Annotated in this window: 12 protein-coding genes; 9 read left to right on the top strand and 3 right to left on the bottom strand. The window is 71.8% G+C overall.

The annotated features are described in order from the left end of the window. Positions 1-9 precede the first annotated feature (9 nt). The 6 genes from SPRI_RS05895 to SPRI_RS05870 all read left to right on the top strand — a co-directional run bounded on the left by SPRI_RS05895 (position 10) and on the right by SPRI_RS05870 (position 4,784). The gene (locus tag SPRI_RS05895; RefSeq protein WP_005309284.1) at positions 10-420 is read left to right on the top strand and encodes a VOC family protein; all 411 of its coding nucleotides are present in this window, start codon (positions 10-12) and stop codon (positions 418-420) included. A 44-nt stretch (positions 421-464) separates the two neighbouring features. Beyond that, positions 465-929: a helix-turn-helix transcriptional regulator gene (locus SPRI_RS05890; RefSeq protein ID WP_005309283.1), complete on the top strand. Its 465-nt coding sequence runs from the start codon at positions 465-467 to the stop codon at positions 927-929. A 5-nt stretch (positions 930-934) separates the two neighbouring features. Next, positions 935-1,561, top strand: coding sequence for a VOC family protein (locus SPRI_RS05885; RefSeq protein WP_005309282.1), 627 nt, complete (start codon positions 935-937; stop codon positions 1,559-1,561). 85 nt (positions 1,562-1,646) lie between these two features. Then, positions 1,647-2,102: a pyridoxamine 5'-phosphate oxidase family protein gene (locus SPRI_RS05880; RefSeq protein ID WP_005309281.1), complete on the top strand. Its 456-nt coding sequence runs from the start codon at positions 1,647-1,649 to the stop codon at positions 2,100-2,102. Between the two features lie 476 nt (positions 2,103-2,578). Continuing rightward, the gene (locus SPRI_RS05875; RefSeq protein ID WP_005309280.1) at positions 2,579-3,334 is read left to right on the top strand and encodes a sulfite exporter TauE/SafE family protein; all 756 of its coding nucleotides are present in this window, start codon (positions 2,579-2,581) and stop codon (positions 3,332-3,334) included. 10 nt (positions 3,335-3,344) lie between these two features. Beyond that, complete coding sequence (locus SPRI_RS05870) at positions 3,345-4,784, top strand: DUF4145 domain-containing protein (protein ID WP_005309279.1); 1,440 nt, start codon at positions 3,345-3,347, stop codon at positions 4,782-4,784. Between the two features lie 35 nt (positions 4,785-4,819). Here the strand turns inward: SPRI_RS05870 and SPRI_RS39835 are convergent, their stop codons facing one another. From SPRI_RS39835 to SPRI_RS05855, 3 genes are all read right to left on the bottom strand, one after another. Beyond that, complete coding sequence (locus SPRI_RS39835) at positions 4,820-5,296, bottom strand: phosphotransferase (protein ID WP_050791423.1); 477 nt, start codon at positions 5,294-5,296, stop codon at positions 4,820-4,822. A gap of 366 nt (positions 5,297-5,662) precedes the next feature. Continuing rightward, the gene (locus SPRI_RS05860) at positions 5,663-6,535 is read right to left on the bottom strand and encodes a PP2C family protein-serine/threonine phosphatase (protein ID WP_053556742.1); all 873 of its coding nucleotides are present in this window, start codon (positions 6,533-6,535) and stop codon (positions 5,663-5,665) included. Between the two features lie 168 nt (positions 6,536-6,703). After that, a complete protein-coding gene (locus SPRI_RS05855) occupies positions 6,704-9,085 on the bottom strand; it encodes a collagenase (RefSeq protein ID WP_005309278.1) in 2,382 nt (793 codons plus the stop codon). Between the two features lie 593 nt (positions 9,086-9,678). Between SPRI_RS05855 and SPRI_RS05850 the strand changes: the two genes are divergently transcribed. Genes SPRI_RS05850 through SPRI_RS05840 form a run of 3 tightly spaced genes read left to right on the top strand, consistent with a single transcriptional unit; the run spans position 9,679 to position 12,794 of the window. After that, positions 9,679-10,890, top strand: a complete 1,212-nt coding sequence (locus tag SPRI_RS05850; protein WP_005309277.1) for an NAD(P)/FAD-dependent oxidoreductase — start codon at positions 9,679-9,681, stop codon at positions 10,888-10,890. Beyond that, the gene (locus tag SPRI_RS05845) at positions 10,880-11,203 is read left to right on the top strand and encodes a (2Fe-2S)-binding protein (protein ID WP_005309276.1); all 324 of its coding nucleotides are present in this window, start codon (positions 10,880-10,882) and stop codon (positions 11,201-11,203) included. The genes SPRI_RS05850 and SPRI_RS05845 overlap by 11 nt, the downstream gene beginning before the upstream one ends. Further along, positions 11,184-12,794: an NAD(P)/FAD-dependent oxidoreductase gene (locus SPRI_RS05840; protein WP_053556741.1), complete on the top strand. Its 1,611-nt coding sequence runs from the start codon at positions 11,184-11,186 to the stop codon at positions 12,792-12,794. The genes SPRI_RS05845 and SPRI_RS05840 overlap by 20 nt, the downstream gene beginning before the upstream one ends. The last annotated feature ends 11 nt before the right edge of the window (positions 12,795-12,805 follow it).

The raw sequence follows: 12,805 nt of genomic DNA, 5'->3' as shown, positions 1-12,805 counted from the left end.
ATGATCGTCATGGACATCACCATTCACACGAGCTTCCTGCCGCACGACGACCCGGACGCCTCCCTGGCCTTCTACCGCGACGCCCTCGGCTTCGAGGTCCGCAGCGACGTCGGACAGGGCAAGATGCGCTGGATCACGGTCGGCCCCGTCGGTCAGCCCGGCACGTCGATCCTCCTCGCGCCGCCGGCCGCCGACCCCGGGGTCACCGAGGACGAACGCCGCACCATCACCGAGATGATGGCCAAGGGCACCTACGGCTGGATCCTGCTGGCCACCCCGGACCTCGACGGCACGTTCGAGAAGGTGCAGGCCCGCGACGTCGAGGTCGTGCAGGAGCCGACCGAGCAGCCGTACGGCATCCGCGACTGCGCCTTCCGTGACCCCGCGGGCAACCTGATCCGCATCCAGGAGCTCCGCTGACCGTCCGCTCCTCGCGGCCCGCCCTTCACGAAAGGGGTTCTCTCATGTGCCGTCCCGGATGGGCGCGCGCACTCACCGCGGCGCAGCGCCTGAAGGACCTCGCGCGACTGCGCCGCGTCCGTGACCGGATCGACCGGGAGTACGCGCAGCCGCTGGACGTCGAGGCGCTGGCCCGCGGCGCGAACATGTCCGCCGGGCACCTCAGCCGCCAGTTCCGGCTGGCCTACGGCGAGTCGCCGTACTCCTACCTGATGACACGCCGCATCGAGCGGGCCACGGCGCTGCTGCGCCGTGGTGACCTCGATGTCACCGAGGTCTGCTTCGCGGTGGGCTGCGCAACGCAGGGGACCTTCGGCACCCGCTTCACCGAGTTGGTCGGCATGTCTCCCAGCGCCTACCGGCACCGCGCCACGGGCGCTGCGGAGGGCATGCCGCCGTACGCGGCGAGGGCGGTGACACAACCGGTCAGGAATCAAGAAGCGCCGGTCGTAGAGCCGCAACTAGCGTGATGACCATGGCAAACATCGAATCCGTCACCCTCGAGGTGGTCGACCCCACGGCCGCCGACCGCTTCTACACCACCGCCTTCGGTCTGGGCCCGCAGGTACGCCTGCGGGCCTCGGAGGCACCGACGACCGGCTTCCGCGGGTTCACGCTGTCGCTCGTGGTGTCCCAGCCGGCGAACGTCAACGCCCTCGTCGACGCGGCCGTGGAGGCCGGCGCCACGACGCTGAAGCCCGCCACCAAGTCGCTCTGGGGCTACGGGGGCGTCGTGCAGGCCCCGGACGGGACGATCTGGCAGGTCGCGTCGTCGTCGAAGAAGGACACCGGCCCGGCCACCCGGCAGATCGACGAGATCGTGCTCCTTCTGGGGGTCGCGGACATGGCCGAGACCAAGCGGTTCTACGTCGACCACGGTCTCACCGTGGCGAAGAGCTTCGGCAGCAAGTACGTCGAGTTCGCCGCCGGGTCCGGTCCCGTCAAACTGGCCCTCTACAAGCGCCGTGGCCTGGCGAAGGTCGCCGGCGTCTCTCCCGAAGGCACCGGATCGCACCGGCTCGTGATCGGCGGCAGCGCCGGGACCTTCACCGACCCGGACGGTTTCGCCTGGGAGGCCACGGCGCCGGCGCCCACGCCCTGACCCGTGACGACCGCAGAGCCCTCTTCCGGCGGAAGGGGCCGTGCATCGAGCCGACCGACCGACAGACAGACCGACCGGAGGAAGCATGACGGGCGCGCCGCCGCGTGGACTTGACCAGAGACTGCGGGACACTCGCGCGCGACTGGAGAACGACGTCGATCTCTGGGTCGCGACAACGGGCAACCCGGGCGGCGTCCACCTCATCCCCCTCTCGTATCTCTGGGACGGGACGGCGTTCCTCATCTCGACGCCGCGTGCCTCGGTCACCGGCCGCAACCTGCTGGCCGACGACCGGGTGCGCCTCAGCCTCGGGCCGACCCGCGACGTCGTCCTCGTCGACGGCACCGCCGAGCCGGTGGATATCGCGGCCCTCGCCCCCGGGACGGGTGACGCGTTCGCGACGAAGACGGGTTTCGACCCGCGTGAGCTCGACGAGCCGTACCAGTACTTCCTGATCCGTCCGCGGCGCGTCCAGGCGTGGCGAGAGGCGAACGAGCTGCGGGGACGCGACCTCATGCGCGACGGCCGCTGGCTCGCCTGAACCGCGGCCCGGGCCTCCTTCCCGCACCTCACCTGTCCCGCGCGGCGCGGTCCCGCGATTGCGTCGTCGTAAGTCCCCGCTCCGCGAGCAGGACGGATTGCCGCGAAATGCCCTTGACCGGTCGCCACGGGCGCTGCTGGGCTTGGCGTGCGGGATGCTTACGAACGGGGGTCGGCCGGTGTCTCGATCGATATGTGCTGTGGTCCGCCCTTACGATCGCCGGCGGCGCTCGCCCGACTGCTCGGCAGACGCAGACCCCTGTGCCGTACCGTCCGGCCTCTGCAGGGAGGCGGCGGCAATCAGGCGCGGTCGGGGATGTGCCCACGCCGGGACGCCGAGGCCCGTCTCACCGTGTGCAGGCAGCCGTCGACGCTCTGTACCCTCGAGCGACCTCGCAGACGCGATCGTCGGTGCGCCCTGATCACGGGACACGGGCTTCCGCGGTCGGATGCCCCCTGCCGGACTGAAAGGACCTGATGACCCTCAGTGTGGAGCTCCTGGCGATCATTTCCGTCCTTTCTCTCCTCGCCTACGGACTCAAAGGGCTTACCGGGTTCGGTCCGGCGCTGTTGTTCGTGCCGGTGGCCTCCGTTCTGTTCAACCAGCCTCTCGCCGTGGCCGCATCAGGAGTTCTCGATGCGACCTCGGGGGCGGCCATGACGGTCACCGACCGTCAGATCCGCCGGGGCCGTGAAGGTTTCCTCGTCGGGGCCACCATGGCCGTCGGCACCTCGGCCGGAGTCGTGGCGCTCAGCTACATCCCGAGCATCGCCGCTGCCGTGCTCCTCATGGTCGCCGTCGTCATCGGCCTGGCGTCAGTGGTCATCGCCCAGCGCAGGGGGCCGGTCGAGGAGTCGCAGAAAATCGGGTCCCGCGGGGGAGCCGTGGTCGGGCTGCTGGCGGGATTCATCGGCGGTATCACCGGGATCAACGGTCCCCCTCTCGTCATCTACTTGCAGCGCATCCTCACGCCCCACGACCTGAGAATCGTCGTGACGCGCGTTCTGCTCGTATCGGCCGTGGTGCGGGTGCTCACCTTCCTGGTGGTCGGCGACCAGATAGCGAACGCGATGCTCCTGGCGCTCGTCTGCCTGCCGATGCAACTCGTGGCCCTGCTCATCGGAACCAAGCTGTCCCGGATAACGTCGCCCGGCATGCTGACCACGATCAACAGCACGATTGTCGCTTTCTCCGTCTTGCTCGCTGCCTACAACACCCTCTGGGGATCCTAGGAGTTCAACCGTGCCGACGTCGGTCAACTTCATATTCGCGACCTCGGGTCTGCAGTCGATGCTCAAATTCTTCACAGGCACGCTGGATGCTGCGTACTTCGGCTCGACCCCCTTCCTCCTGGGCTACTCCTACGGGCTTCCCGTCCGGGCCGTCGGGATCGCGCAGCGACTGGGCAACGGGCACGCGGTGGTCACCAGGGGCACCTTGTCCTCACGCCCCCGCATCGGAACGGTCTCGGGCAGCACGGGCCACGAAATCGCCCACGCCTGGGCGAAGGCGACCGACCGCAACCCGGTCTACGTCGACCTCCCCCCGAACGACCAGGTCATGGCGTTCGAAGCGGGATTCATCGACGCGGTCTCCTGCTGGGAACCCTTTACGACCATGGCGGTCCGCCTCGGCGGCAAGCGTGTCTTCACCGGTGAGGATTCGGGGAGTCAGCTGAATCTGCTGTGCGTGAGCAGTGACACGGCACAGGAGAAGCCTGCCGCTGTGCGGGCTCTGGTGAAGACACACGACGATGTCTCGCGGAAGCTGCGCCTCGGCGTCTCCTCGCGTGAACTCCACTTTCTGCAAGGCGTCTTCGCCGACGCGCTGTCCATCACCGACTGTGAAAGAATTTTCCGCGACGGCATCGAGTGGGTCGAATCCACCAGTGCTTCCACGGCCCAGACGCGGGACGAGATAACCGCATCGCTGCGCAGCTCATGGGACTTCCTCGTCTCCACGGGCCTGTACTCGGGAAACATGCCCGACCTCTCGGCGGCTCTCGAACCTCTCGACGAGAGGGTCGACCGCACCACGGCCGACGAGAGATCGACGCTGCGCCTCGGCTATTCCGATTCGATCATGTGCGCACCGATTCTCCTCGGCCGCCATTCACGTCTGTTCATGGCGAACGGCTTGGACGACACGGACAGTGACAGCCGGATCATCGAACGGGTCGCGGCCCTCGGGGACGAATACCGACAGGCTCTGCGGAGTATCCGCTCCCTCCTGGCCGTCGAGCCCGAGCTGGCCGTGGTGAAGGCCGGGAAGGTCATCGAGCAGGAGCTGGCCGATTTCTACGAGAGGTGCTTCGACCGGGTCCCGCCCAAGGCCATCAGCAGTGCCATCGAAGAGCTGAGCAAGTTCGGAGTGATGCCCACCCGGGTGACCGCGGCCGCCCACTGGCTGCGGAACCTGCGCAACGACTCCGCCCATCGCGGGCGAGAGGCCGTCCAATACGCGGAGACCGCATACGGCTTGACGGTCGAGATCCTCGAATGGCTGCACCAGGAGCTCCCTCGGCTCCTGCTCCGTTGCACGCGGTGCGGCAGAACGATCGAGGACAGCAACTGGGTGGCCTGCCCGCACTGCGGTCAGCTGCGTCGGCGGAGCTGCGGCTCGTGCAGAGAACCGATACAGGCCTCGTGGAAGGCCTGCCCGCACTGCGGTTGCGCGGTGTAGGCCGCCGGGCGGAGGCGTCCCGACGCGGCGCGCGGTCACCGGTCTTCGTCGATCCGATCGGAGGTCTCTTTCCGCGGACGGTGTGGCGTGACGGCCGAACGGCAGGACGGTGAGCCGGCCGCGGACCTGGCGAGGGCGACGGCCTCGTCCAGGTGCGCGATCTCCCCGGCGCTCATGCCCGGATCGTCGGCCCGGCGGGCCCTTGCCTGAGGGAGCCGGCCGACGACGTCGGCCGCATCACTGCACGCGACGGCGAGCATGGCCGTCGGACCCCGGCGTACGCCGACCGAGACGTCGGGCGGGAATCCGAGAGCCACTTGAGCGAGGACGAGCGCCGACATCGCCCACTCGGGAGCGGGCTGCCCGACCGCGGCGTTCGTCCGGTCGATGACCATCGGGCCGTCCGCCGTGAGCAGCACGTTCTCCGGGTGGAGGTCCGGATGGAGGATCCGGGCCGCGGGGCCACCGTTCGCCGTCGCGGCGAGGCCCGCCGGGGCCGGGACGGAGTGCAACTGCCGCAGCAGTCGCCCCAGGGCGGCCCCGCCTGCTCGGCCGTCAGCGCACCGTCGAGCATGGCCTGCGCCATCGTGGGCCCGGACAGCCGCCGCATCACCAGAGCGGTTTCCGGGTCCGCGCAGGCGGGGTGCGCCGGGTCCACCTCCGGCACCGGATATCCGTGGCCCGCCAGGTACTTCATCAGTGCCGCTCGGGAGGCGGCACCGTCACCGTGGCGGGAGCGCCGCAGGACCCACTTGTCGTCGATCGCGTACACGTCCGCGCTGCGGCCGGAACCCAGCAACTCGCCCGTCGTCTGCATCGTAGGCATCTACTGCCGGTGCCCGGCGCTCTCCTCGGCCCGTTCCCGGCGCCGGGGGCGGTCACGCGGCGGGGCCGCCCGGGGCCGGTGTTTCCGGGGCGGCGCGGTCCGGGGGAGCGGTCGCGTCGACGGGGATGAGCACGGCGGTGATGTTGTCGTGCCCGCCCGCGTCGAGCGCGTACCGCACCAACTCCTGTGCGTGCGGCAGCAGATCGACGCCGTCGGTCGACGCCTGCGGGACGCGGATGACTGCGTCCCGCAGGCCCTCGGCGTCGGGCAGGTAGCGCCACAACCCGTCCGTGCAGAGCAGCAGACGGCCGGGCACGGACGGCCGGTAGCTCCGGATGCGTGCCTCCGTGTCCTCCGCCTCCGCGCCCAACCAGGCGGCGAGGGCGTCGTGTTCACCGATGTCGTCCTCGGTGAGCGTCATGCCCGTGCCCTCGTCCGGCAGCCAGTAGGCACGGCTGTCGCCGATCGACGCACTCCAGATACCCTCCGGGCCGGCCACGCCCGCGACGAACGTGCAGGCCGGTGACACCTCCGTGTCCGCCGGGGTGGCCAAGGCGGCGACGGCCTGTGCCGCGCGGGCCGCGGCCTCGCCGAGCGCCGTCTCCGGAAGCACGCCCGCCGGCAGCCGCGCCGCCAGCACACGCGCCCCGACCTCGGCCGCGACCTGCGCCGCGCGCTCCGCCCTGGGTGACATGGAGACGCCGTCGCAGACGACGCCGATCGTCCAGCCCCCGCGCCGGGTCAGGGCCATGGCGTCCGCGTTGACACCGCGTCGCCCGCCGCGGTCGCTGACGCCCGCCGCGCCGTCCGGAGCCGTGACCTCGACGTGCGACCGGAAGGCCGGCTGTGCGTGGCCGCAGTCCCAGCAGCGGCCGTCCGGGGCGACGATCCCGCCGCACCGGACACAGTTCTCGTTCTCACTCATCAGCAGGGATCCTGACAGACCGGATCGCCTGTCAGGTCATGACGGATCGTGATCGTGCGGGCGTGAGAATGAAAGGCCCTCGCGCGCCACCGTGTGGGGCGGTGACGCGCGCGGGTGCAGGACGTCGCACGGGTGCGCTCCCGCGGCCGCAGCGCCTCGTGCGGCGTCTCAGCCGCGGAGGGGGCCCTCGCAGCTGTAGTCGGATGTGCCCGCACGTCCGCCGGACCAGATGTCCACCTCGTCGAACGAGCAGTTCATGTCGATCAGGTTGTTGTCTCCGCCGGCCGCACGGTCGAGGAGGAAGTGGTCGACCGTCTCGGACATGTCCTTGAAGACGAGGTCGGCGTCGCCGGCGTCGGTCAGGTGCGCGGTGACGCGGCCGGTGCAGACGAACCGGGGACGCTCGGTCGTGCCGCTGCCCCGGCAGGCCGGGGTGCTGCCGGTCGTCGCGGCGAAGGAGGCGCGGACCTCGTCGGCCGAGCCGTCGCGCAGCTGGTCCAGCGGCACATAGGCGGTGTCCGGCACGAACAGGTCGTCGACGTGGGCGATCTGCGCGTCGAGGAAGGCGTCGTACGCGCTCTGCAGCCCCGCGTCCTTGCCGAGCCTGTCGCGCCAGGCGTCGAACGCGGCCGGGTCGTCGGCGCGCAGGGTGCGGTACATGTCCCGTAGCAGGGAGGGCCGTTGTGTCCAGAGGAACTCGAAGAAGGTGCCCGCGTAGTCGTAGAAGCGGAAGCCGTCGCCGTCGTACGTGGCGTGCAGCAGCCGGTCCACGCTCATGCGCGGCCCGCCGTTCGCGGTGTCGTCGATGACGCCTTGGACGAGCGACCTGCGGACCTTGACGCCGTCGCTGCGGCTGGCGCCGGCGAAGAACTCGGCGGTGCCCTCGTCCATCGCTGTGGTCCGGTCGCCCTCGTACCACGGACCCTCGCCGAAGAAGCCCGGCACCGCCCACCGGCCGTTGAGGTAGTGCCCGTACTCGTGGCGGAACAACTCCTCCAGGGTCAGTGAGGAGTCCTGCGGCACCCGGCGCTGGTACGTGTAGAACGTCGCGCCCTTCTCGATGTAGATGCCGCCGTTGTCGGTGCCCATGCCGGTCAGGAGCGGGTGGAAGATCTCGTACTCCTTGCGGGAGGAGTACAGGACGATGTCCAGGGCGGAGTTGGGGTCGCCCGCGAGCGGTTCCTCGCTGCCGACCACCCGGTGGAACTGCGCCTTGACCTGCTTGCTCGCGTAGTACAGCTGGTCGACGGTGGACCGGGCGAGGCCGGTGCGGACCTTGATGCGGTCGACGGCGTCGACGCCGTAGACGTAGGTGTACGGGAAGAGGCGCTTCTCGATGTCGGACTTGCACACGCGGTAGGGGGCGCAGGCCTCGTACACCCCCAGCCAGGTGGCGACCTTCGCCCACGGGTCGCTCATGTCACCGAAGTTCTGTGCCGTGACGCCAAGGAGAGTGCCGAGGCCGGAGACGGTCCCGGTGCGCAGCCCGTCGATCTGGCCGAAGCGGCCGTACTCGCTCAGCGCGTCGCGCACGACCCAGGCGTTGGGCCTGTCCTTGAGATGCGTGTGCGTGGCGAACGACCTGAAGGCTGCCCGGTAGGAAGGGGCGGCCTTCGCCGCGGCGTGGAAGGCGGTGTCCTGGTTGCCGGGGTGGACGCCGAGGTAGTTCAGGCTGAGCGCGGCGAGCGCGGCACCGGCCCAGGAGGTGTCCTGCGCGGTGTCGGGGTGCCGTGCGTCCATGGTGGCCAGCACCTGCTTGACCAGCGGGAGTTGGTACTGGCGCAGGCCGGGGGCCGAGGCGGCGTAGAGCGCCTCGCGCAGCGTCTCGGCGTTGGTGCGGGTGGCGTCGAAGGTGCGGGGCGCCGCACCGAAGGCGGCGACGGCACGGCGCATTGTGTTCAGGGTCGGCGCGTCGGTGATGTCGATCTCGTCGCGCGAGAAGTCGTGGTACGCGACGGCGTGGAGATACGTGAACATCTCCAGCAGGTGGCTGCCGTTCCCGCCGTCGTGGGCGGCGGCGAGTGCGGTGATGCGGCGGGAGACGGTCCGGACGTGCGCGTCCGACATGACGGGGACGAGGCGCCGGTCCCAGGTCCACAGGACCGACCGCAGGCAGCCGTCGGCGGTGACGGCGGGGTCGGCGAGGAAGTCGGCGAACCGCTCCGGGGGAAGGCCCGTGACGCCGTCGAGCGTGCAGGGCACTGCCGCCGCGCCGAGGGCGGCGTGCTGCGCCTTCGCCCCGCCCTTCCGCTCGGGTGTACGGGGCCCGGGGACGCGGCCGCCGGTCAGGCCGCCCGGCGCCGGCAGCGGAAGGGCAGCCCGGTCAGGGGCCTTCGACAGGCGGTCGACCCGGTCGGTGGGGTTCGGCGCGGAGGCCGGCCGTATCGCCGAAGGCGCGGCGGGGGCCCCGGACGTGGGCTCGGCGGCGGGGGCGGGCTGGACGGCCGTCACGCAGAGCGTGAGCGCCGTCGCGGCGGTGATCAGGGCTGCGCGCAGTGATCCGCGCGCGAACGGGCGCAGAGGTCGGCGCGGCTTTCCGGACTGGAACACATCGGCTCCTGTGTGGGAGGTGGCAACAGACGCGCTGTGCGGCGGAAGGCGCCTCGGGCGTCAACAGCCTTGGCGCGGGCGCCGGTTGGAACACCCGGCGCTATGTGATGCGTAACGTAGTAATGTGAAATGGCACTGTAAAGACCTGTGCACCGTGCTTCGCGGTCGTGCCGTCCCTCCGGAAGCCTCGGGGAAGTGGCAGGCCGCCTGACGGACCGCGCCGGCCGCCGGTCGCGCGAGATCCGGGGGCGCGATGGGTGCTGGAGCAGGGGTAGGTGCTGACGGTCGAGCCCGGCCTGTACCTCCAGTCGGCCGACGAGACGCTCCCGGTCGAACCGCGGGTATCGGCGTGCGCGTCGAGGACGACCTCGTCATCACGGCGGAGGGGGCGCGGCTGATGCGCTGCCGCGCACCCCGGACGCGATCGAGGCGTGGAGTGGGGGCGCTGACCCACGGACGCCGGCCGACGGCCACTGACTGACAGCCCTGACCAACGGGCGTTGGCCGGGAGGCAGTTGCGAGAGGCCCTTGTTCGGAAGACCACCGGGCGCCGCTCCCTTGGCAGGCAGGGTGCAATGTGAAATATTACTGACGTGACCACGAGGAACTCCCCGGATCTCATCGTCGTCGGAGCGGGTGTGGTCGGCGCCGCCTGCGCCTACTACGCGGCCCGCTCCGGCCTCTCCGTCACCGTGATCGACCGCGGCCCCGTCGCGGGCGGCACCACGGGAGCCGGTGAAGGCAATCTGCTGGTCTCCGACAAGGAGCCGGGCCCCGAACTCGAACTGGCCCTGCTGTCACGGCGGTTGTGGCGCGAGCTGTCCGACCTGCTGCCGCCCCGGATCGAGTACGAGGCGAAGGGCGGCCTGGTCGTCGCCTCCACCGGGCCGTCCCTGGCGGCCCTTGGCGACTTCGCCGCCCGGCAGCAGGAGGCGGGGGTCGAGGTCCATGAGGTCATGGGCGACCGGCTCCGGGACCTGGAACCCCACCTGGCCCCGGACCTGGCGGGCGGCTTCCACTATCCCCAGGACGCCCAGGTGCAGCCCGCACTCGCCGCGGCCCATCTGCTGCGTGCCGCCGGCGGACAGGGATCCGGCCGGACCCTGCTGCGCCTGGGCGAGGAGGTCACCGGGGTGCTCAAGGGCGCGAACGGCGAGGTCCGCGGCGTACGAACCGCGAGCGGTGATCTGCACGCCCCCTATGTGGTGAACGCCGCCGGCACCTGGGGCGGACGACTGGCCGGACTCGCCGGAGTGGACCTGCCCGTGCTTCCCCGGCGGGGCTTCGTCCTGGTCACAGAGCCGCTGCCCCGCGTGGTACGGCGCAAGGTCTACACGGCCGACTACATCACCGACGTCGCCAGCGGCTCGGCGGCGCTCCAGACCTCCGCCGTCGTCGAGGGCACCCCGGCGGGCCCCGTGCTGATCGGAGCGAGCCGGGAACGGGTCGGCTTCGACCGCACCCTGTCGGTGGAGGCCGTGCGCCGCCTCGCGAGTCAGGCGACCCGCCTGTTCCCGGTGCTCGCCGGGGTGCGGGCGATCCGGACGTACGCCGGATTCCGCCCGTACCTGCCGGACCATCTGCCCGCGATCGGCCCCGACCCGCGCGTACCCGGCCTGCTGCACGCCTGCGGGCACGAAGGCGCGGGGATAGGACTCGCCCCGGCCACGGGAATGATCGTCGCCCGGATCCTGGCCGGGGACGAACTCCCCATGGACATCCAGCCGTTCAGACCCGACCGCTTCGGAACGGCCCCGCCCCCCATGCCTCGGACACCCCGGAAGGAGACGCGCCATGGCGCGTGACCGCACCCCCGCCGAACTCGTCGGAGCGACACCCGAACAGCCCCCGTTCGAGATCACCTTCGACGGGCGCCCGATCACCACGCTCCCGGGCCGGTCCGTCGCCGCCGCCCTGTGGTCGGCCGGCGTCCTCGCCTGGCGCACCACGCGCAGGGGCGGCCGTCCACGCGGAGCCTTCTGCGGCATCGGCCACTGCTACGACTGCCTCGCCACGATCAACGGACGGCCCAACAGGCGGGCCTGCCTGGTGCCCGCCCGTCCCGGTGACACGATCACCACTCAGGAAGGACACGGCCATGCCGAGCTCGCCGTCTGACCGGGCCGCCGGCGACCCGTACGCAGAGGTGTACGACCTCGCGGTGATCGGCGCGGGCTGCGCGGGCCTCGCCGGCGCCGTCACCGCATCGGAACGGGGGCTCTCGGTCGCCCTGCTGGACACGGCGGGCAGGATCGGCGGCCAGTTCTACCGCCACCCCGCCCCGGCCGTCGGCGCGGTGCGCCCCGAGGCCCTGCACCACGACTGGTCCGCCTTCGCCGGTCTGCGCCGCCGCCTCGGGGCGAGCGACGTCGTCCATCTCGCCGGCCACCACGTCTGGACCGTGGAACGGCATGACGGGACGGACACGCGCTGGACGGTGCACGCGGTCACCGGAGCGGACGGCGACGGCGAGCGCCCGGTGCGCGTACGTGCCCGCGCGGTCCTGCTCGCGACCGGCGCGTACGAACGCCAACTGCCCTTCCCCGGCTGGACGCTGCCTGGAGTGGTGGGCGCCGCGGGAGCGCAGGCGATGCTCAAGGCCGGACTCGTCCTGCCCGGCGGACGCGTCGTCGTGGCGGGCAGCGGCCCGCTGCTGCTCGCCGTCGCCGCGTCGCTCGCCACCGCCGGGGCGCGCGTCCCCGCGGTGGTGGAGGCCTCCGGCTACCTCGGCTACGCGCGCCGGCCGGCCGTCCTCGCCGCCGACCCGCAGAAGCTCGCCCAGGCCGCGATCCACGGTGCGACGCTGCTCGCGCGCCGGGTGCGGCTGCGCACCCGCAGCGCGGTGACCCAGGTCCACGGCACGGACCGGGTGGAGGCGGTCACCGTCTCCCGGGTCGACCGGGACTGGCGGCCCGTGCGGGGGACGGGCCGCCGGATCGTCTGCGACGCCCTCGCGGTGGGTCACGGTCTCGTCCCGCAGACCGAGCTCGCCACGAGCCTCGGGTGCGCCACGCGGCGGGTGCGGGACGGGACGTATGCCCTGGCGCTGGACCCGTTGCAGCAGACCTCGGTGCCCGGACTGTGGGCGGCGGGCGAGACCGGTGGCATCGGCGGCGCGCAACTCGCCCGCGCGGAGGGGGAGATCGCGGGCATCGCGGTGGCCGCCCATGTGCGCGGCGGGCCCGGACCGCAGCGTGACGGGCGGGTGCGGGAGCTTCAGCGGCGGCGCGAGCGCATGCGCGCCTTCGCCGGTGCCATGGCCGCCGTGCACGCGCCGGGGAAGGGCTGGGCCGAGTGGCTGGACGACGCGACGGAAGTGTGCCGCTGTGAGGAGGTGACGGCGGGCGCCGTCCGCGAGGCGGTCGACGCCTACGGCGCCCGTGACGCCCGCACCGTCAAGCTCCTCACCCGCGCGGGCATGGGCTGGTGCCAGGGCCGGGTGTGCGGGGCGGCCGTGGCCTGCCTCGCGGCGGGTCAGGACCCGCTGTCCCCGCCACCGTCCCCGGAGCGCCGGCCACTCGCGGGGCCCGTGCCGCTGGGAGTGCTCGGAGCCCTCGGTGCGAACGAGCCGCCCGTCACGCCCGCCACGCCCGTCACGCCCGTCGCGCCGGCCACGCCCGTCGCGCCGGCCACGCCCGCCGTGCCCGACCGAGCGGCCGGACTGCCCGATGCCTCCCGTCCGGACGGTGCCGCCGGACCCCACGACTGAGGGATCCGACG

Origin of the sequence: Streptomyces pristinaespiralis (assembly GCF_001278075.1) — a bacterium.
In the GTDB taxonomy this organism is placed as follows: domain Bacteria; phylum Actinomycetota; class Actinomycetes; order Streptomycetales; family Streptomycetaceae; genus Streptomyces; species Streptomyces pristinaespiralis.
This window is presented reverse-complemented; position numbering and strand designations above follow the sequence as displayed.

Excerpts from the sequence above, each read along its gene's own strand:
- SPRI_RS05875 (WP_005309280.1), top strand. The coding sequence starts at position 2,579 with ATGACCCTCAGTGTGGAGCTCCTGGCGATCATTTCCGTCCTTTCTCTC.
- SPRI_RS05885 (WP_005309282.1), top strand. The coding sequence starts at position 935 with ATGGCAAACATCGAATCCGTCACCCTCGAGGTGGTCGACCCCACGGCC.
- SPRI_RS05890 (WP_005309283.1), top strand. The coding sequence starts at position 465 with ATGTGCCGTCCCGGATGGGCGCGCGCACTCACCGCGGCGCAGCGCCTG.
- SPRI_RS05845 (WP_005309276.1), top strand. The coding sequence starts at position 10,880 with ATGGCGCGTGACCGCACCCCCGCCGAACTCGTCGGAGCGACACCCGAA.
- SPRI_RS05860 (WP_053556742.1), bottom strand. The coding sequence starts at position 6,535 with ATGAGTGAGAACGAGAACTGTGTCCGGTGCGGCGGGATCGTCGCCCCG.
- SPRI_RS05880 (WP_005309281.1), top strand. The coding sequence starts at position 1,647 with ATGACGGGCGCGCCGCCGCGTGGACTTGACCAGAGACTGCGGGACACT.
- SPRI_RS05895 (WP_005309284.1), top strand. The coding sequence starts at position 10 with ATGGACATCACCATTCACACGAGCTTCCTGCCGCACGACGACCCGGAC.
- SPRI_RS05840 (WP_053556741.1), top strand. The coding sequence starts at position 11,184 with ATGCCGAGCTCGCCGTCTGACCGGGCCGCCGGCGACCCGTACGCAGAG.